This is a genomic window from Trinickia camelliae, assembly GCF_053525655.1.
Window position 1 is genome coordinate 131,677 of sequence record NZ_JBCHAA010000019.1, and the last position, 18,830, is coordinate 150,506.

The following is an 18,830-nucleotide window of genomic DNA, read 5'->3' on the forward strand; positions in this document are numbered from 1 at the left end:
CTCCCAACCTCTCCCACCGCCGCGACCGCATGGCGCCACTCAAGGACAGACGGACATGAAAAATCGCCTCACACTCTATATAGCCGCCGGGATGATATTGGGCGTCATAGCGGGCTACGTGTGCCATATCAGTGCATCCGATCCGGCCTCGATAAAAGCCATCGCCGGCTATTTCCAGATCCTCACGGATATCTTCCTGCGGCTCATCAAGATGATCATCGCGCCGCTGGTGTTCGTCACGCTGGTGTCCGGCCTGGCCGGCATGGACAGCGGCCAGGACGTGGGCCGCATCGGCTTGCGCTCGGTCGGCTGGTTCGTTTGCGCCTCGCTGATTTCGCTCTCTCTGGGCCTCCTCTTCGCGAATCTCTTGCAGCCGGGCGCGGGCTTGCACATGGTCGCCGGCAACGGCGAGGTCAACACCGGGCTGAACACCGCGGCCTTGAACTTCAAGGACGTGCTGACTCACGCGTTCCCGACCAGTCTGCTCGACGCGATGGCGCGCAACGACATCCTGCAGATCCTGGTGTTCTCCGTTTTCCTCGGCCTGGGGTTGAGCGCAGTGAAGCAGGACCCGCGCGTCAAGGTCGTGATTCAAGTGATCGACGGCATGGTGCCCGTCATGCTGCGCGTGACGAACTACGTGATGCGCGCGGCGCCCTTTGGCGTATTCGGCGCGATTGCTTCGGCCGTTACGCTGCGTGGCCTCGACGTGATTGCCACCTACGGGAAACTGATCGGATCGTTCTATCTGGGGCTCGTGGTGCTGTGGGCGATCCTGATCTTCGTCGGCTACTTGTTCCTTGGCCGCCGCGTGGGCACGTTGCTCAAGGCGGTGCGTGAGCCGGCGATGATCGCGTTCGCGACGGCGAGCAGCGAGGCGGCCTATCCGCGTCTGACCGAGCAGCTGGAGCGATTCGGCGTCGACAAGAAGGTGGTCGGCTTCACGCTGCCGTTGGGTTATGCGTTCAACCTGGACGGCTCGATGATGTATCAGGCGTTCGCCGCCATCTTCATCGCGCAAGCCTTCGGCATCGACATGCCGATTTCGCAGCAGATCTTCATGCTGCTCGTGCTGATGCTGAGCAGCAAGGGCATGGCGAGCGTGCCGCGCGGCTCGGTGGTGGTGGTGGCGGCGGTGGCGCCGATGTTCCACTTGCCGGTCGAAGGCGTGGCGATCGTGCTGGCGATCGACCAGATTCTCGACATGGGCCGCACGATGACCAACGTGATCGGCAACAGCGTGGCGACCGCCGTGATCGCGAAGTGGGAAGGCGGGCGGCAGAGCACGTCCGACTTGCTCGACGAAGAAGACGAGTCTGTCTTCGGTCAAGCGCCGGGCGAAGCAAAATGACTGCCGAGATCGTCGGACATAAGCGCAAGTTCGGCATTGTCGGCGGCCTTGGGCCGCTGGCAAGCGCGGATGTCTTCTTCAAGCTGGTGAAGGCGACGCCCGCATCGAACGACGCCGACCACTTCGACGCGATTTTTCAGCAGTCGCCGTTTCCGAGCTCCGGCTCGGGAAGCGCGGCGACGACGGAACGCAAGCTCTATATCTTCGAGATGATCCGCGACTTCGAGAAGCGGGGCGTGACGACTGTCGTCCTGCCTTGCTTTCTCAGTCATACCTTCATCGACGAATTGCGGGCGAACACGAGCTTGCAGATCGTGGATATCGTCGAAGCGGTTCGTAGCCACGTGCGAAGGAAATTCCCCGGTGCAAGCCGAATCGGCGTGCTGGCTTCTGACTACACGCGGGAAAAACACCTGTTCGAAAAGTACTTCGCGCATCCCGAGTTCGAGGTCTTGCATCCGCGCCGTCACGAGGGCATCGATGCCGTGACGGAAGCGGTATATGGCGCGGACGGCATCAAGAGCGGCAATCTGCGCGGCCATCCGGCCGAGCTGTTGCGCAAGGCATGTCAGGATCTGATCGAACAGGGCGCCCAGGTGATCGTGCCCGGCCTGACCGAGATCGCGCTGGTTGCCGATGAAATCGGTCCATTGAGCGTGCCGCTCGTCGACGCTAATCTCGCCTACGCGCAGTACGTCGTGTCGGGGCGTTACGGCTCGCCTGCGTCCGCGTTCAAGGTTGGGGTCGTGGGCGGAGTCGGCCCGGCAGCGACGGTCGACTTCTTGCAGAAGATCGTCCGCAATACGCCGGCTACGCGCGACCAGGATCACATCAAGCTGCTCGTCGAACAGAATCCGCAGATCCCGGACCGCACCGAAAACCTGATCGGCGACGGCGCCGACCCGACGGTCTCGCTATACGCGACTTGCAAGCGGCTCGAAGACGGCGACGCCGACATCATCGCGATTCCCTGCAACACCGCGCACGCGTTTGTCGAACGCATCCAGCCGTACCTCAACATTCCGATCGTGAACATGCTGACCGTCACGGTCCGCTATCTGCGCGAGACATATCCCGCGCTTCGCGATATCGGCGTGCTGGCCACGTCGGGCACGATCGAAAGCGGCGTCTATCGCAAGGCGCTCGAATCGGAAGGGCTTCATCAGGTTGTCCCTGAGCCCGCCTTGCAAGCGCGCGTGATGGAAGCCATCTACGGGAAGCACGGCGTGAAAGCTGGGTTTTCGACGGGGCAGTGTCAGGAAGATATTGCCGCCGCCGTGGAAGGGCTGATTGCGCAAGGTATTGAAGTCGTCGTGCTTGGGTGCACGGAACTGCCGCTGCTGCTGACCGGGAGCGAGTTTGTCGGCAAGAGCGGCGCTCGCGTCAAGCTGGTCGATCCCACCGATGTTCTCGCTCGACAATGCATCGCGTATGCAATAGAAAATTCTCCAACGGAGCCAAGCCATGTTAACGCCCTCTGAACGCATCGAACACGACCTGCTCGGCGACCTCGCCGTGCCCAATGAAGTCTATTACGGGGTCCACACGCTGCGCGCGCTTCACAATTTTCCGATCACCGGCATTCCGATTTCGACGTATCCGAATCTGATCAATGCCTTGGCGTATGTGAAAGAAGCCGCTGCGCTGGCGAACCACGACTTGGGACTGCTTCCCGAGAACAAGATGAAGGCCATCGTTCACGCATGCAAGCAGATCCGCGATGGCCGGGTACACGATCAGTTCGTGGTGGACGTGATTCAGGGCGGCGCGGGCACGTCGACCAACATGAACGCGAACGAGGTGATCGCCAATCTCGCGCTGGAGCATCTCGGACACCAGCGCGGGGACTATGCGGTGCTGCATCCGAATGAGGACGTGAACCTCGGCCAAAGCACCAACGACGTTTATCCGACCGCGCTGAAAATCGCGACCTATATGGGCATCGCGCAACTGGTCGATGCGATGGGCGTGTTGCGTGAATCGTTCGACCGGAAGGCGGACGAGTTCCGCGACATTCTCAAAATGGGCCGCACGCAGCTGCAGGACGCCGTGCCGATGACCTTGGGCCAGGAGTTCAGCACGTTCGCCGTCATGCTCGACGAAGATCAAGAGCGTCTTAGGGAAGCGTCCAAGCTGATTTGCGAAATCAACCTTGGCGCCACGGCGATCGGCACCGGCATCAACACGTCGCCTGCCTATGCGTCGCTCGTTTGCAATCATTTGGCCACTGTCACGGGCATCCCGGTCACCACGTCGCCGAATCTCGTGGAAGCGACGCAGGACGTGGGTTCGTTCGTGCAACTGTCGGGCGTGCTCAAGCGCGTGGCGGTCAAGCTCTCGAAGGTCTGCAACGACCTGCGCCTGTTGTCGAGCGGACCGCGCGCGGGCTTCGGCGAAATCAATCTGCCGCCGGTCCAAGCGGGCTCCAGCATCATGCCGGGCAAGGTCAACCCGGTGATTCCGGAGGTCGTGAATCAGATCGCTTTCGAAGTCATCGGCAATGACGTGACGGTCAGCTTTGCGGCGGAAGCGGGGCAACTGCAGTTGAACGCGTTCGAGCCCATCATCGCGCATAGCCTCTTCAAGAGCGTCGCGCATTTGCGTGCGGGGTGCCTCACGCTCGCATCGAAGTGCGTCGATGGCATCACGGCCAATCGCGACCGGCTTCGCGCGCTCGTCGAAAACTCGATCGGCATCGTGACTGCGCTCAATCCGTACATCGGCTATACGAATGCGACCCAAGTCGCGCAGGAAGCGCTAGTGTCGGGACGAAGCGTTGCGGAAGTCGTGATCGAGAAGGGGCTGCTTACCCGCGAGCAACTCGACGAAATCCTGCAACCGGCGTTGCTGACGCAGCCGAGGCAGACGCTGTCGCTGTCGTAAGCGCCGGTAAGCACCGATCGCTCACGCGAATCCGCTTTGCGCTATTGCACGCGGCGCATGCGGATTCGCTGAGCGAGGTAGGCCAACGACCCGGCCGTCAAAACCACGACGACGAGTCCGAGCAGAATGCTGTAGAACCTGTCGATGGCCGCATGGGAGCCAGCGGAGCTCGCATAGACGATCAGAAAAGCGAACACCCCTTGCAAGCCGAAATACCGCCCGTCCTGTGGCCCATTCTGTATGACGCAGAACACGAGGCACACCACGAATATCAAGAGCAGAAACACGCCTAATGAAGCCGGCACGTGCAGCAGGAGCGCCCCTGCGAGTCCGCCGGCGAGACACCCGCCTGCACGCTGCACGGCCTTGTACCACGTGTCGTACGCCCCGCCGCAAAAGGACAACACCCAAACCGAGGTGACGGACTGCTCGATGCCGGTGAATCCGATTCGCAGCCAGAGCCAGACGGCAATGCAGCCGGCCAGGCCCCCTGCAACGGCAGCCAGGACAGGGCCGCCTGCGAGGGCGTGAGGAGGCGCGGCCGCTCGCGATGCCGTTCCTGCCGCGATATGCGTGCGTCGCCCGGCGTAGGTGAAGGCGGAGTAAATGGCGACCGTGGTGACGACGCCGATCGTGATTTCGAACATGCGTTCCCGCGCAATCGCAAACGTTTCTTGCGGCTGGACGAGACCGCCGAGCATGACGATGTTGCAGGTAATGCCGCCGATGAGCCACGTGTAGGGAAACTGCGACTTCAGCATCGCGATCAGCGGCAGCGTGATGCTGATGAACAGCACGCAGAAAAACAGCACTTCCGAATGCAACGTGAGGAAATGGACCGCGACCCCGCAGCTCGCGCCAAGAGCCGTGCCGGCAAGACGCATGAGCCCTTTCTTGACGATGTCCGCGAAGGACGGCATGACGACCATCATGGCGCTGATGCCGGCCCAGTAGGGCGCATTCTTATGAGCCAGCTCGGCGAGCAGCACGGCAAGCGTGATGCTGACGGCCATTTGCGCGGCGTTGAGCAGCGTTTCGCGGCTCGCGGTCAGAAAGCTCTCGCGTATCGCTTCAGCGAGTATTTGGGCTGACCGTCTGAGCATCGCTTATTCCACCGGATGCAAATCCTGCAGCAGTGTCGGCACCAGTTCCGTCACGGTCGGATGGATGTGCATCGCGCGGCTGATCGTGGTGTACGGCGCGTTCGCGTACATAACGTCGAGCAGCGAATGGACGACTTCGTCGCCCGTCACGCCGAGGATCGACGCGCCGAGAATCAGCTTGGTCTCGGCGTCGACGATCACCTTCATGAAGCCGAGGCTCTCGCCTTTTTCGACGGCGCGGCCGACCCGTGTCATCGGCCGCGTTCCCACCAGCAGCTTGCGGCCCGTTTGCTTCGCCTCGTTTAGCGTCATGCCGACGCGGCCGAGCGGCGGGTCGACGAACAGGCCGTAGCAGGGGATGCGGTCCGACACTTTGCGCGGGTCGTTGTCGAGGAGGTTGGCCGCAACGATCTCGTAGTCGTTGTAGGCCGTATGCGTAAACGCGCCGCGACCGTTGCAGTCGCCCATTGCCCAGATGCCGGGGACATTGGTACGCAGTTGCTCGTCCACCTTGATGTAGCCGTGCGCGTCGGTTTCGACGCCGCTCTTCTCGAGCCCGAGATCGTCGGTGTTCGGCACGCGCCCGACCGCGAGCAGCAGATGCGAGCCGGCCGCTTCGCGCGCGCCGTTGCTGCAGTCGAGGCCGACGACCACCTGGCTTCCCTCGCGCCGCGTGCTCAGGCAGTTGGATTCGAGTTGCACGTCGATGCCTTCGGCTTCCAGAAGTTCGCGCACCGCTTGCGACACATCCTCGTCCTCGCGATGAATCAGACGTGGGCCTCGCTCGACAATCGTCACCTTCGAGCCGAAGCGCCGGTACATCTGGCCGAATTCGAGCCCGATGTAGCTGCCGCCGACGACGATCAAATGCTCCGGCAGGAAGTCGACGTCCATCATGGTCGAGTTGGTGAAGAACGGCACTTGGTCGATGCCGGGCATGGGCGGCACGAGCGCGCGTCCGCCGACGTTGATGAAGATCCGCTCCGCTTCGAGCAACGCGTCGCCGACGCGTACCGTATGCGCGCTCTCGAAGCGCGCATGGCCTTGGAAGACGGTGCAGTTCTGCTGGCCGCGCACCCACTTTTCGACGTTGCCGCTGGAGCGCTGCGAAATCTGGTCCTTGCGCGCCTTGACCTTCTTCATATCGACCGTGACCGGGCCGCCTGTGATGACGCCGTACTCTTCACCGCGCCGCGCCAGATGCGCGGCGTAGGCGCTGGCAACGAGCGTCTTCGTGGGGATGCAGCCGGTGTTGACGCAGGTGCCGCCGAAGCGCCCACGCTCGACGACGGCGATTTTCATGCCCGCGCCCGACAGCCGCGCGGCGAGCGCGGGGCCGGCTTGTCCGGTGCCGATGATGATTGCTTCGAAGCGTTGAGTCATGACGCTCTCCAGAGAGCTGCCAGTCGATAACCGCTAGCGTTCCGCGAGCTGCTCCAGCAGGCTCGCCGACGGGACAAAGAACAGGCCGCCCGTGACCGCGCGGCTGTAATCGAGCAGCCGGTCGTAATTGCCCGGCGGCCGGCCGACGAACATGTTCTCGAGCATCTGCTCGATCGGCGCGGGCGATCGCGCGTAGCCGATGAAGTAAGTGCCGAACTCGCCCATGCCAGGGCGGCCGAACGGCATGTTGTCGCGCAGGATCTTGATTTCGCGGCCGTTCTCTTCGAGCGTCGTCAGTGCGCTGTGCGACGACGTCGGCTTGACCGATTCGTCGAGCTCGATGTCCGACAGCTTCGTGCGGCCGATGATGCGTTCCTGCTGTTCGACCGAAAGCTTGTTCCAGCCGCTCATGTCGTGCAGATACTTCTGCACGAGCACGTAGCTGCCGCCAACGAATGCCGGGTCCTCGTCGCCGATCACGGTGAAATCGACGGCCTCGCGGCCGCTCGGGTTCTCGGTGCCGTCGACGAAGCCCACCATGCTGCGCAAGTCGAAGTAGCGAAAGCCGTGCACTTCGTCGACCACGTTGATGGCGTCGCCGAGCCGGCCTACGAGTTGCGCGGCGAGTTCGAAGCAGAGGTCCATTTGATCCGCGCGGATGTGCAGCAGCAGATCGCCCGGCGTCGCGACGGCGCGGCGCTCGCCTTCGCCGAATTCGCGGAACGCGTGCAGCTGCGCGGGACGCGGCGCGCCGAAGAGCGTGTCCCACGCGCCGGAGCCGAAGCCGCACACGCACGACAGGTTGCCCGAGGGCACGCGCTTGCCGACCGAGCGGACGAGGGCGGCGACGTCCTCGCACCACGCGCGCACTTTGGCCGCGTGAGACTCGCCGGCGGCGAGTGTCGCGACGATGTAGATGGCGCTGCGGGTGATGGGACTACAGATGGCTTGCGGTTCTGGAACGTCTTTCGTGTCTTGAGGCATCGGATCGCTCCTGTTGAAGCCGTTACCGAACGAGACAAAAAGGCAGACAAAAAAGCAGGCGAAAAGCGGAGGGTGCAGGCGTGAGAGTACGCCGATTTTCAGACGTCTGAGCGCTTCAATCTCATCGACACCGAAAACCGTTCGGCAGGGTGCACGCTGATCGATACCTCGAAAGCGGCGCCGGTGGAATCGATGTAGCGGCGCACGATCTCCAGTGCGGCCGTGCCCGCCGGCACTTGAAGCCTCGCGGCCATTTCCGGCGAGACGTTCACCGCTTGAATGTTCTGCTGGATTTCGGCGACACATCGGCCGTAGCGCGCTTCGATCAGCGAACTGATCAAGGTGTCCGGCTCGTCACGGGCTGTTTCGGCGATGTCGGCGTAGGCCGGATCGAGATAGACGTCGGTCCATCCAACTGGCGGACGAGTCCGGTCGCGGGCGACGCGCAAGCTCGAAATGCGCAGCCATGGCGTGCCCGCGTCGCAGTGCAGAACTTTGGCGAGCGTTTGTTCGGCGATCATTTCCTCGGTCGATTGCACGACGCGCAGGTGCTCCGAACCGAACTGAACCAGATCGTCCACCGACGCAAGTGAAGGCCGGAAATCGTTTTTCGGCTGCGCCGATTCGACCCGCGTGCCCGCGTTCTTGCGCCGCGACACGAAGCCGAGTTGCTGAAGTTCATGCAAGGCCGCGCGAATCGTGTGCCGGCTGGTGTTGTAGTGATCGCGCAGTTCGAGTTCAGTCGGCAGATACGAACCGACCGGGAAACGGCCCGAGGCGATGCCTTCGGTGAGGTCCCGCGCGATGTCGGCGAAGTGGGGTCTGTTCATGGGTTCCGCAAAAACAGGCGTGGCTGGCAAGTTCAGGGTAAATCATAGCTTGAAGCATATGTCCGGACATAATAAATTAAATATGTCCGGACATATGGCGCGTCTTCGAATGTGCCGTATGCCTTCATCCCGCTCTGTTTTCGCTCAAGGCCGCCATGACAAGCCGCAACCTCTCCGCTTCCAGCACCGTCGTCGATTCGATCCTGTTTCGCGATGCCTTCGGCACCGCCAAGATGCGTGCCCTGTTTTCCGACCATGCGCTCGTGCAGCGCTACATCGACGTCGAAGTCGCCTTGGCGAAGGCCGAGGCTCGCACCGGCGTGATCCCGGCCGAGGCGGCCGAAGTGATTGCGCGCGAATCGCAAATCGAGCGCATCGATTTCGACCACATGCGCGAGGAGACCGACATCGTCGGCTACCCGATCCTGCCGCTCGTGCACCAGCTCGTCGGCATGTGCGGGGACGCGGGCCGCTACGTGCATTGGGGCGCCACGACGCAGGACATCATGGATACGGCGGTGGCGCTGCAAGTGCGCGACGCGCTCGATTCGATCGATGGCGACATTCGCGAACTGCGCGGCATCCTTGCGGATCTCGCGACGAAGCACCGCGATACGCCGATGGCGGGGCGCACGCATTTGCAGCAGGCGCTGCCTATTACGTTCGGATACAAGGCCGCGATCTGGCTCGCGATGTTCGACCGCCATCAGCAACGGCTCGCGCAACTGCGTTCGCGCGTGGCTGTCGTGGAATTCGGCGGTGCGGCGGGCACGCTCGCTTCGCTAGGCAATACGCTGGGCAACAAGGGCTTCGAGGTGCAGCAGGCGCTGGCCGAAGAACTGAACCTCGGGGTGCCGGCCACGACCTGGCACGTAGCGCGCGACGGCTTTGCCGAAGCGATCAACTGGCTCGCGCTCGTCACGGGCTCGCTCGGCAAGATCGCAATCGACATCATGATCATGGCGTCGAACGAGTTCGCCGAAGTGTACGAACCGTTCGTCAAGGGGCGCGGTGCGAGCAGCACGATGCCGCAAAAGCGCAATCCGATTTCGAGCGAATTGATGCTGGCCGCGGCCAAAGCCGTGCGGCAGCACGCGGGGCTGATGGTCGACGCGATGATCCAGGACTTCGAGCGCGCAACGGGCCCGTGGCATGCCGAGTGGATCGCCATACCGGAGAGTTTCATTCTGACCTCCGGCGCGCTGCATCAAGCGAAGTTCGCGCTGGGAGGATTGATCGTCGATACCGAGCGCATGAAGCACAACCTGGGGATCAGCAAAGGTCTCATCGTCGCCGAGGCCGCGATGATGCAGATGGCGCCGTTCACGGGGCGCCAGCAGGCGCACGACATCGTGTACGACGCTTGCCGCACCGTGAACGAACAAGGCGGCACACTCGCCGAGGCGTTGGCGGCGCTGCCCGACGTGACGCGGCATTTCGATCGTGACGCGATCGAGCGGATGACCGATCCGGCCAACTATCTGGGGTTGGCGCCCCGGATGGTGGACCGGGCGATCGAATTGTCGAGCGCGATCTGAGCGGATGCAGGAGGAGACAACATGAACCACCCCAACGCGTTATCCGACGATTCGGTCGCTCCGACCATCAAGCCGCCCACTAAGCAGCCCACTAAGCGGCCGTGGTACCGGAAGCTGGGCATGCAGGTCCTGGTGGCGCTCGTGCTCGGCATTGCCGCCGGGCTGGTCTTTCCGAAATTCGGCACGCAGCTCAAGATCCTCGGCGATGTCTTTCTCGCGCTGATCAAGGCCGGTGTCGCGCCGCTCGTGTTTCTCACCATCGTGCACGGCATCGCTTCGGCGGGCGATGTCAGGAGCGCGGGGCGAGTCGGCTGGCGCTCGATCGTCTACTTCGAAGTGGTATCGACGATCGCGCTCGCAGTCGGTCTCTTGGCCGGCAACCTCTTGCGGCCCGGAGAGGGGATGACGGCGGTGAGCGTCGGCGCGGTGCCGGTGACGGCGGCCAAGGCGGCGCCTCAGGGCTTTTACGAGTTCGTCATGCACCTCGTGCCGGACAACTTCATCGGCGCCTTCGCCAAAGGCGAGCTGCTGCAGGTCGTGGTGCTGGCCGTGATGGTCGGCATCGGCATTCTCGCGATTCCGGAAAACCGGCGCGTGCGCATCAACGAAGGGCTCGACCAGATTTCCGAAGTGCTGTTCTCCTTCGTCAATCTGGTGATGAAGCTCGCGCCGCTCGGCACCTTCGGCGCCGTCGCGTTCGCGGTGGGCAGTAATGGAACCGCGGTGCTGATCGCGCTCGCGCAGTTGGTGCTGAGTTTCTACGCGGTCATTGTGCTGTTCATCGTCGTTGTGATGGGGATCATCGCGAAGCTCGCGGGCTTCAGCATGTGGCGATTCATGCGGTACATCAAGGACGAAATCCTGATCGTGCTCGGCACGGCCTCTTCGGAAAGCGCCTTGCCGCGCCTCTTGATCAAGCTCGAACGGCTCGGCTGCGCGAAGCAGACCGTGGGGCTCGTGTTGCCGACCGGGTATGCGTTCAATCTCGATGGCACGTCGATCTTCATGTCGATGGGCGTGATGTTCATCGCTCATGCCTACAACGTGCCCATCACGCTCGAACACCAGATCGGCATCCTGTTGCTGATGCTGCTCACGTCCAAGGGGGCCGCCACGGTGTCGGGCGGATCGTTCGTCGTGTTCGCGGCCACTGTGACGTCGACCGGCATGCTCCCGGTGGAAGGGCTCGCGCTGATCTTCGGCGTCTACCGGTTCATGTCGATGGCCATCGCGACATGCAACACGATCGGCAACAGCCTTGCGACGGTCGTGGTCGCCAAATGGTCCGGCACGTTCGACACCGAAGCGGCGCAGCGGCATCTTTACCCCGAGCGCTATCCGGAAACGGCGCGCGCCGATGCGAGTCTCGACGACGGCAACTTGCTTCTCGAAGATGCGGATGTCGCCCAGCCTCATCCTGCGGGCATTCCGTTGAAGAACGCGGGTGGCTCGCGTTAGTTAATAGCGGTGGCGTACTGCCGGTGACTCATTCAGCAAATAAGCGCGCGCCCGTCGGCCTCTCCGCGAAGCAGATCGTCGAAGATCCGCGCGTTGGCGCACGCTTCGATGTCGAGAACCGCATCGGCGAGCGCGCCAACCGCCGGCTCGCTCAACGCCATCCCGGCGAGCGTGCGGAATTTCATCAACAAGGCCTCGTCCGACACCGGATTGGCGGGGCTGCCAAGCGGGATCAGGACCCGGCGCGTCGCGGGCGGCGCGTCGCCGGCGGCGAGCGTCACTTCGGGCTCGTCCAGATCGGCCATCGCGGGATCGACCTCCAGCGTGATGCGCTCGAGCATCGCCGCGATACGCGCATCGGCGCGCCGCTCGGCGAGATAAGCGTCGATGCCCGTGTCGCCGAATACGAGCGCGGCGGCGAGCGCATAGGGCAGGCTCATTTGCGTGGCAGCGAGCGCGCCGAGGTCGCGTGCGCCGCACATGCGGTTCACGAATCCGCTCAGGCGCACGTGAATGGCGCGAACGTCCGAGGCATCGTAGGTTCGGCCGCCGGTCAGCAGCAGCATCGAGTCGACCGCGGCATGAGCGCTGCGGCACGAGGCGTGCGGCTTGATCGAGCAGCGCATGATTTTCCAGTTCTGGCCCAAGCCGTCGAGCAGTGCATCGGGCGCTTGGGTCTGCGGCGCGAAGGTGTTGAAGAATCCGCCCCACACGTCGGCAAAGACGTGCGCCGGCCCGCTGACGTTCTTTTGCGCGAAGCGCGCGGCGAGCAGGCCGCCTTCCGCCGCGCGTCCGGCATGCAGGCGCTTGGTTTGCGACGCGTCGTGGATGAAGCCCCATAAGCCGCCCGCGAAGCTCGCTGCATGACCCAGGGCGAAACGGGTCTGCGTGGCATCGAGTCCGAGCACGCGCGCGCTGGCCGCCGCCGCGCCGAAGACGCCGCAGGTCAGGGTCGAATGCCAGCCGGCGCCGTTGTGAGCCGAATAGCCGCCCGTTGCTTCGAGCACGCGACGTCCGACGTCGTAGCCGAGCACGATCGCCATCAGCAGCTCGCGTCCCGACACGGGGCGCTCGGTGCAGGACAACGCCGCCAGGGCCGCCGGCAACACGACCGCGCCGGAATGGTCGCAGCCGCCGGAATCGTCGAGCTCCAGCGCGTGCGCGGCTATGCCGTTGACGAATGCGGCGTCGCGCACGCTCAGCGTGTGGTGCGTCCCCCAGGCCGGCGACGCTCCGCCGCCTGGGCTCGCAACGATATCGAGCGCACAGCGCGTTTCGAGTGCGCGTGCTCCGGCGAGCGCGGCGCCGAACGTATCGAGCACGTGACGAATCGTCTTGTGCGCGACCTCGGCCGGCAAAGCGCGGGCGGGGGTGTCCGCCACGAAGGCCGCGAGCTGTCCAGCAAGCGACGGTGGGTTTTGCGTCACGATGCGTGTTTCCTGTGATGAGCGTAGATCTCGACGGGATGCCGTGGCTCGTTGGCAGGCACGGTCTCGCGCCACCAGTGCGCCACTTCGGCGCCCGTTGCGAACCAGACGTCGCCGTGCGAGCGCATGTGGGCCAGCAGGTCGCGCAGGACGTCGATGCGGCCCGCCGTGCCGATGATTTCCGGATGCAGCCGCATGACGAAGCACAAGCCGAAGCGGCGGAACGCGTCGAAATCGTGTTTCCAATTGGTCAGCACGTCGTGATACGAGGCGATTCTTGGTTGCCCGACGGGCACCGGCGGCGCGAGGTTGAAGACGAAGTACGGTTCGTCCTCGAGCTCGTAGTGCAGCGGCAGTTCGACGAGCCTCGCGACGCGCGGCGCGGGCTTCGTATCATCGACGTGGTAGTAGGGGAGGTCGTCGCCGCGCCACGAGGACGACCAGGCGATGCCCCGCTCGCGCAGAAAATCGGCGAAGCCGGGCGCCCAGTTGCCTCCTAGCGAACGGAAGCCCACAGCTTCGCGCCCGAGCGTCTCGCGCAGTGCGGCCTGGCCTGCGTCGAAGGCAGCTTGTTGCTGGCTTAGCGAGAGCGCATCGAAGTCTTCGCAGCGGTCACCGCTGATCGCGATTTCATGGCGCTTCGCCGCGATGCGGCGCACCGTTTCCGCGTGCGTCTTCGCAATCTGTCCCGGCACGAACCAACTCGCGGGCACGTCGAATTCGTCGAGCGCGGCAAGCAGCCGGTCGACGCCGCGCTTCGCGCCATAGCGCCAGACCGACAGCGATTTTTCGCGTCCCGCGATGCTCGGCTCGCGAGTCAGGATGTCGAGATCGTCGTTGAAGTCGACGGTGACGACGGCCGCGCATCGCGCGCCGTGCGGCCAGCTTGGGAGGGGCGTCATGGGTGGTTCCGTTGCTCGGAGGGTGCGTGTTGCGCGAGCCACCAATCCGCCACTTCGCGGCCGCGTGCGAACCATACGCCGCCTTGCGCCGCCATGTGATCGATCAGCCGCTCGATGAGCCCGATGCGCCCAGGCTTGCCGCATACCTTCGGGTGCCACAGCGTCGTCAGACACAGCCCCTCGCGATGCGCGCCGTCGAACTCGCGCATCCAGTTGTCGAGCGTGGCTTCGTAGCTCGCGATGCGATCGAGCCCCGCGGGGAAATCGGGCTTGCGCTGATAGGCGAGCGACGCATAGTCGTCCATCTCCCAGCGGCCAGGAATTTCGACGAGCGGCGCGCTTCCCGGCTCGACCGGCAGTAAATACGGACGATCGTCGCCGCGCATCGAACTCGAATAGCGCACGCCGGCTTCCTGGAGGATGCGGATCGTATCGGGCCCCCAGTCGCCCGACGGCGTCCGAAAACCGACCGCGCGAATGCCGAGATAGCGCTCGAACACGTCGGCCGAGCGCGCCATCACTTCGCGTTGCCGGTCGCGATCGAGGGTCCAGAACGCTTCATGCTGGTAGCCGTGATAGCCGATTTCATGACCGCGCTCGACGATCGCGGCGCAGCGCTCGGGCCAGTTCTCCACCACCCAGGCGGGGACGAAGAAGGTGGCCGGTACCGCCCGCTCGTCGAGCACGTCGAGCAACCGGCCCAGCGCGCGCCATGGCCCGTAACTGCCGAGCGTGAAGTACGACGGGTTGCGCCAGATCGAACCGTTCAACATCGCGTCGCCAGTCGGTCCGTCGAGATCGAAGGCGAGGGCGACGCATGAACGGTTCGCGTGCGGCCAGCGCGGCATGGGCTCAGTCATGCCACGTTAGACCGGCGCGTTGATCGCCGCTTTCTGCACGGCATGTTCCTGCAGACCCCACTTGGCGAGGATCTTCTGATACGTGCCGTCGGCGATGAGCTGGTTGAGCGCGGTCGCGATGGCGGAGGCGAGCGCGGTATTGTCCTTGGCGACCGCGATGCCGGTGTACTGCGAGAGGAACGGCTTGCCGATCGGCGCGTAGGCGTTCGCCTCGAGGCTGTTCTGGTAGGGCAGCGTTTCTCCGCCTTGCACGCCGGCGTCGATGCGCCCTTGGCGCAGCTGCAGCCGGGCATCGGCCGAACCGTCGGTGCCGACCACGTTGATCGCCGGCTTGCCGGCCTTCACGCAGTGCTCGGCGCTCCAGTTCGCGATGTCGTTCGGGAACGACGTGCGGCGGCTCGTGCCGACGCGCTTGCCGCAGAGCGATTCCATTTGCGGGAACGACGCGGCCTGGGCCTTGAGCGTATAGAACTGCGGACCGGTGGTGATGTAATCGACGAAGGACACGCTATCGCGCCGCGACGGGATATCGGTCATGCCCGACAGGATGATGTCGACGCGCTTGGTGGCGACCGCGCTCAGCATCTGGTCGAAGCTCGTCTCCTCCCATTGAAGCTTCACGCCCATCTTCGCCGCGATGGCTTCGCCCAGGTCCACGTCGAAGCCGGTGAGCTTGTCGGTGGCGGGGTCCTTGAATTCGAACGGCGGATAGTTCGGCACGATGGCCGCGACGAGCGGGTTCTTGACCGCAGCCGACTGCGCGGCGGCCAGCGATCCATGAAACGCGACGGCGCAAAACGCCGCGGCAACGAAGACACGGTGAAGGAAAGACTGGGTCATGGCAATACGCCTCGCTACGGGTAAGGACGTTGGAAAGAATCGAGTGAAGCCAAGCGGCGCCGCTGGTTAAGCGATAACTAAGCGATGACGGCGGAAATGAAATCCTGAGTGCGCTTGTTCTGCGGCCGCGACAGCACCTGCTCAGGCGGGCCGCTTTCGACGATCTGGCCGCCGTCCATGAAGACGACGCGGTCGGCCACCTCGCGCGCAAAACCCAATTCGTGCGTGACGACGATCATCGTCATTCCGCTTTTGGCGAGGTCGCGCATGACCGCGAGCACTTCGCCGACGAGCTCCGGGTCGAGCGCCGACGTCGGCTCGTCGAACAGGATCAACTGCGGGTGCATCGCGAGCGCACGGGCAATCGCGACGCGCTGCTGCTGTCCGCCTGAGAGCTCGATGGGAAACGCGTTGCACTTGTGTTCGAGTCCCACGCGCGCGAGCAGCGTGCGCGCTTCCTGTTCGGCCTCGGCGCGGCGCCGCCTGAGCACCTGGACCGGTCCTTCGATGACGTTCTCGAGGGCGGTCTTGTGCGGAAAGAGATTGAAGCGCTGGAACACCATGCTGGTCGCGAGCCGCTGGCGGGCGATCTGCTTTTCCGACAGTTCGTGCAGCTTGTTGCCCGCCTGCCGGTAGCCGGCCAGCTCGCCGTTGACCCACAGCGCGCCGTCGCTGATCGTTTCGAGCTGGTTGATGCAGCGCAGGAACGTGCTCTTGCCCGAGCCCGACGGGCCGATGATGCACAGCACTTCCCCTTGCGCGACGTCGAGCGTGATGCCCTTGAGCGCCTCGAAATCGCCGAACGATTTGCGTACGCCTGCGGCGCGAACAATCGAAGTCATGTCAGTTCCTCGAGCGGTGGGGTTCACTTGCGGGAGGCCGCACGGCCCGCGCCGCGCGCATATCGGAGCTCGACGCGCGACTGCAGGAGCGAGAGCACGGTCACGACGACGAGATACCAGATGCCCGCGACGATCAAGAGCTCGATCACGCGTGCGTTCGCGTAGTAGATGTTCTCCGCGTTGTGCAGCATTTCCGCGTACTGAATGACGCTCGCCAGCGAGGTCAGCTTGACCATGCCGATCAGTTCGTTGCCGATCGGCGGGACGATGACGCGCATCGCTTGCGGCAGGATCACGCGGCGCAGCGCTTGCATGCGATGCATGCCGATCGACTTCGCGGCTTCGTACTGGCCGGTGTCGACCGAGAGCAGCCCGGCGCGCACGACTTCCGAGGTGTACGCGCCCTGATAGATGCCGAGCCCGAGCAGCGCGGCGAGAAACGGTGTCATCAGGTCGACGGTGCGGAATTCGACCAGGCCCGGAATGCCGATGGTCGGAAACACGAGCGCAAGGTTGAACCACAAGAGCAGCTGCAGGATCACGGGCATGCCGCGAAAGAGCCAGACGTACCCGTGCGCGACGAGGTTGAGCACCGGGTTCGTCGACAGCCGCATGACGGCCGTCAGGACGCCGAGCGCGATGCCGAGGCTCATCGCGAGAATGGTCATGACGATGGTGTTGCCGAGTCCGATCAGGATCGAGTGCGCCGTGAAAAAACGCCCGACGTACGACCACTCGATCTGGCCGTGTGCGAACGCCAGGGCGATGTACCCGAGGCACGCCACGATGACGGCGGAGGCCGCGTAGCGCCCCCAGTAGCGGCGGCGCACACGTTCGAGGCCGCCGACGTCCATGATGTCTGAGCTGCTCATTGCATCCGCAGCGAGGTGCGCTGCGCCTCCGTGTCGTTCCGATGCGCTCAACATGCCGGCCCCCGGTAATCGGCCGCCCACGCGGCCTGCTTGTCGATCGCGCTCTGCAGCCGCGCGATCTGCTCGGACACGCGCGCGGGCGCGGTGCCGCCAAAACCGCGGCGCGCCGTGACGGCTGCGTCGAGCGAGATGTGCGCGAGCACGTCCGGCGCGAGACGCGCATCCACCTCGGCCAGCATGCCGGCCGATACGTCGCCGAGTTCGATGCCCTTCGCTTCGCACGCGCGCACCAGCTCGCCCGTGATTTCATGCGCTTCGCTGAACGGGACGCCGGCCAGCGCGAGCCAGTCGGCGACTTCCGTGGCGAGCGTAAAGCCGAGCGGCGCCTGCCGGCGCATCTCGTCGACGTTCGCGTGCATCGTGCGGATCATGCCGGCCATGGCGGGCAAGACGAGACGAAGCGTGTCGATACAGTCGAACGCCGCGATCTTGTCTTCGGCGAGATCGCGGTTGTACGCGAGCGGCAGCGACTTGAGCGTCGCCAACAGGCCGCTCAGGTTGCCGATCAGCCGCCCGGCCTTGCCGCGCGTCAATTCGGCGATATCGGGGTTCTTCTTCTGCGGCATGATCGAGCTGCCCGTCGCGTAGGCATCGTCGAGTTCGACCCAGCGAAACTGCCGCGACGTCCAGAGGATCACTTCTTCGGAAAGGCGCGACAGATTCACCGCGAGCATGCTCGCGATGAAGACGAATTCGGCGACGTGATCGCGCGAGGCGACGGCATCGATGGAGTTTTCGCACGGGGCGTCGTAGCCGAGTTCCGTGGCCGACAGCTCGGGCTGCACGCAGATCGCCGAACCGGCCAGCGCCGCGGCGCCGAGCGGCGAGCGCGACGCGCGACGGTCCCAGTCGATCAGGCGGTCCAGGTCGCGATAGATCGACTGCGCGTGCGCCAGCAACGGATGCGCGAACACCACCGGCTGGGCCGGTTGCAAATGCGTAAAGCCGACGGTGATGCTGTGGACGTGGGCCTGCGCTTGCTCGATCAACGCGCGCTGCAGATCGAGCACGGCAAGCGCGAGCTTGCGCGCCTCGGCGCGCAGATAGAGGCGCAGGTCGTTCGCAGCCTGATCGTTGCGCGAGCGGCCCGCGCGCAGTTTGCCGCCGAGTGCGGGCAGGCGTTGCGTGAGCACGCGCTCGAGGAACGTATGGACATCCTCGTCGGCTTGCGAAGGCTCGATGGCCCCGGCGCTGAAATCGGCTTCGATTTGCGTCATCGCATCGAGCAATTGCTGCAGCTCCCCGCCGCTCAGGACCCCCGCACGGTTCAACTCGCGGGCGTGCGCGCGGGAGCCCGCGAGGTCGTACGGCGCCAGGCGAAAGAAGCTCGGGTCCGAGCGGGACAGCGCCTGCAACGCTTCGGAAGGCTCCGCTTTGAAGCGGCCGCCCCACAGACGCTCGATCGGTTCAGAAATGTTCATTGCCGCAAACCTTGACGCAGTTGAGTTGCCCCCACTCTAGTCGTCCAGATTTTTTTCTTGTAGCGAGATTTTGACT

The 18,830-nt window shown here is 64.2% G+C and carries 16 protein-coding genes; 5 read left to right on the forward strand and 11 right to left on the reverse strand.

What is annotated here, in order from left to right; genetic code table 11:
* Positions 1-55 precede the first annotated feature (55 nt).
* The 3 genes from AAHK20_RS27640 to aspA are packed head-to-tail and all read left to right on the forward strand — an operon-like array spanning position 56 to position 4,234.
* The gene (locus AAHK20_RS27640) at positions 56-1,351 is read left to right on the forward strand and encodes a dicarboxylate/amino acid:cation symporter (protein WP_449184667.1); all 1,296 of its coding nucleotides are present in this window, start codon (positions 56-58) and stop codon (positions 1,349-1,351) included.
* Positions 1,348-2,832 (forward strand): cysteate racemase, encoded by a 1,485-nt coding sequence (gene cuyB, locus AAHK20_RS27645; protein WP_449184668.1) that lies wholly within the window; start codon positions 1,348-1,350, stop codon positions 2,830-2,832. Before AAHK20_RS27640 ends, cuyB begins: the two co-directional genes overlap by 4 nt.
* A complete protein-coding gene (gene aspA, locus AAHK20_RS27650; RefSeq protein WP_449184669.1) occupies positions 2,816-4,234 on the forward strand; it encodes an aspartate ammonia-lyase in 1,419 nt (472 codons plus the stop codon). The genes cuyB and aspA overlap by 17 nt, the downstream gene beginning before the upstream one ends.
* A gap of 41 nt (positions 4,235-4,275) precedes the next feature.
* Here the strand turns inward: aspA and AAHK20_RS27655 are convergent, their stop codons facing one another.
* The 4 genes from AAHK20_RS27655 to AAHK20_RS27670 form a co-directional block, all read right to left on the reverse strand.
* Entirely contained in the window at positions 4,276-5,337 is a 1,062-nt protein-coding gene (locus tag AAHK20_RS27655; protein ID WP_449184670.1) for an FUSC family protein, read from the reverse strand.
* A gap of 3 nt (positions 5,338-5,340) precedes the next feature.
* On the reverse strand, positions 5,341-6,720 hold the full coding sequence (locus tag AAHK20_RS27660; protein ID WP_449184671.1) for an FAD-containing oxidoreductase: 1,380 nt from the start codon (positions 6,718-6,720) through the stop codon (positions 5,341-5,343).
* 33 nt (positions 6,721-6,753) lie between these two features.
* Positions 6,754-7,704 (reverse strand): Dyp-type peroxidase, encoded by a 951-nt coding sequence (locus AAHK20_RS27665; protein ID WP_449184672.1) that lies wholly within the window; start codon positions 7,702-7,704, stop codon positions 6,754-6,756.
* A gap of 98 nt (positions 7,705-7,802) precedes the next feature.
* Positions 7,803-8,534, reverse strand: a complete 732-nt coding sequence (locus AAHK20_RS27670) for a GntR family transcriptional regulator (RefSeq protein ID WP_449184673.1) — start codon at positions 8,532-8,534, stop codon at positions 7,803-7,805.
* Positions 8,535-8,689: 155 nt separating this feature from the next.
* Here AAHK20_RS27670 and AAHK20_RS27675 point away from each other — a divergent pair, with 155 nt between their 5' ends.
* Together AAHK20_RS27675 and AAHK20_RS27680 are read left to right on the forward strand one after the other, a co-directional pair.
* The gene (locus AAHK20_RS27675; RefSeq protein WP_449184674.1) at positions 8,690-10,072 is read left to right on the forward strand and encodes a class-II fumarase/aspartase family protein; all 1,383 of its coding nucleotides are present in this window, start codon (positions 8,690-8,692) and stop codon (positions 10,070-10,072) included.
* Positions 10,073-10,093: 21 nt separating this feature from the next.
* The gene (locus AAHK20_RS27680; protein WP_449184675.1) at positions 10,094-11,530 is read left to right on the forward strand and encodes a cation:dicarboxylate symporter family transporter; all 1,437 of its coding nucleotides are present in this window, start codon (positions 10,094-10,096) and stop codon (positions 11,528-11,530) included.
* Between the two features lie 32 nt (positions 11,531-11,562).
* Here the strand turns inward: AAHK20_RS27680 and AAHK20_RS27685 are convergent, their stop codons facing one another.
* The 7 genes from AAHK20_RS27685 to argH all read right to left on the reverse strand — a co-directional run bounded on the left by AAHK20_RS27685 (position 11,563) and on the right by argH (position 18,754).
* Positions 11,563-12,957 (reverse strand): MmgE/PrpD family protein, encoded by a 1,395-nt coding sequence (locus AAHK20_RS27685; protein ID WP_449184676.1) that lies wholly within the window; start codon positions 12,955-12,957, stop codon positions 11,563-11,565.
* Positions 12,954-13,859, reverse strand: a complete 906-nt coding sequence (locus AAHK20_RS27690) for a polysaccharide deacetylase family protein (protein WP_449184677.1) — start codon at positions 13,857-13,859, stop codon at positions 12,954-12,956. Before AAHK20_RS27690 ends, AAHK20_RS27685 begins: the two co-directional genes overlap by 4 nt.
* Positions 13,856-14,719, reverse strand: a complete 864-nt coding sequence (locus AAHK20_RS27695) for a polysaccharide deacetylase family protein (RefSeq protein ID WP_449184678.1) — start codon at positions 14,717-14,719, stop codon at positions 13,856-13,858. Before AAHK20_RS27695 ends, AAHK20_RS27690 begins: the two co-directional genes overlap by 4 nt.
* Before the next feature lie 6 nt (positions 14,720-14,725).
* A complete protein-coding gene (locus AAHK20_RS27700) occupies positions 14,726-15,559 on the reverse strand; it encodes an ABC transporter substrate-binding protein (protein ID WP_449184679.1) in 834 nt (277 codons plus the stop codon).
* Positions 15,560-15,636: 77 nt separating this feature from the next.
* Complete coding sequence (locus tag AAHK20_RS27705) at positions 15,637-16,401, reverse strand: amino acid ABC transporter ATP-binding protein (RefSeq protein ID WP_449184680.1); 765 nt, start codon at positions 16,399-16,401, stop codon at positions 15,637-15,639.
* A 23-nt stretch (positions 16,402-16,424) separates the two neighbouring features.
* Positions 16,425-17,327 carry an amino acid ABC transporter permease gene (locus AAHK20_RS27710; protein ID WP_449184681.1) on the reverse strand — a complete coding sequence of 301 codons (903 nt, stop codon included), beginning with the start codon at positions 17,325-17,327 and terminating at the stop codon, positions 16,425-16,427.
* Entirely contained in the window at positions 17,321-18,754 is a 1,434-nt protein-coding gene (argH, locus tag AAHK20_RS27715; RefSeq protein ID WP_449184682.1) for an argininosuccinate lyase, read from the reverse strand. The genes AAHK20_RS27710 and argH overlap by 7 nt, the downstream gene beginning before the upstream one ends.
* Between the last annotated feature and the right edge of the window lie 76 nt (positions 18,755-18,830).

Bases quoted from the DNA above. Each gene is read 5' to 3' on its own strand.
- AAHK20_RS27675 (WP_449184674.1), top strand. From the start codon at position 8,690: ATGACAAGCCGCAACCTCTCCGCTTCCAGCACCGTCGTCGATTCGATC.
- argH (WP_449184682.1), bottom strand. From the start codon at position 18,754: ATGAACATTTCTGAACCGATCGAGCGTCTGTGGGGCGGCCGCTTCAAA.
- AAHK20_RS27705 (WP_449184680.1), bottom strand. From the start codon at position 16,401: ATGACTTCGATTGTTCGCGCCGCAGGCGTACGCAAATCGTTCGGCGAT.
- AAHK20_RS27680 (WP_449184675.1), top strand. From the start codon at position 10,094: ATGAACCACCCCAACGCGTTATCCGACGATTCGGTCGCTCCGACCATC.
- aspA (WP_449184669.1), top strand. From the start codon at position 2,816: ATGTTAACGCCCTCTGAACGCATCGAACACGACCTGCTCGGCGACCTC.
- cuyB (WP_449184668.1), top strand. From the start codon at position 1,348: ATGACTGCCGAGATCGTCGGACATAAGCGCAAGTTCGGCATTGTCGGC.
- AAHK20_RS27700 (WP_449184679.1), bottom strand. From the start codon at position 15,559: ATGACCCAGTCTTTCCTTCACCGTGTCTTCGTTGCCGCGGCGTTTTGC.
- AAHK20_RS27655 (WP_449184670.1), bottom strand. From the start codon at position 5,337: ATGCTCAGACGGTCAGCCCAAATACTCGCTGAAGCGATACGCGAGAGC.
- AAHK20_RS27640 (WP_449184667.1), top strand. From the start codon at position 56: ATGAAAAATCGCCTCACACTCTATATAGCCGCCGGGATGATATTGGGC.
- AAHK20_RS27670 (WP_449184673.1), bottom strand. From the start codon at position 8,534: ATGAACAGACCCCACTTCGCCGACATCGCGCGGGACCTCACCGAAGGC.
- AAHK20_RS27690 (WP_449184677.1), bottom strand. From the start codon at position 13,859: ATGACGCCCCTCCCAAGCTGGCCGCACGGCGCGCGATGCGCGGCCGTC.
- AAHK20_RS27660 (WP_449184671.1), bottom strand. From the start codon at position 6,720: ATGACTCAACGCTTCGAAGCAATCATCATCGGCACCGGACAAGCCGGC.
- AAHK20_RS27665 (WP_449184672.1), bottom strand. From the start codon at position 7,704: ATGCCTCAAGACACGAAAGACGTTCCAGAACCGCAAGCCATCTGTAGT.
- AAHK20_RS27710 (WP_449184681.1), bottom strand. From the start codon at position 17,327: ATGTTGAGCGCATCGGAACGACACGGAGGCGCAGCGCACCTCGCTGCG.
- AAHK20_RS27695 (WP_449184678.1), bottom strand. From the start codon at position 14,719: ATGACTGAGCCCATGCCGCGCTGGCCGCACGCGAACCGTTCATGCGTC.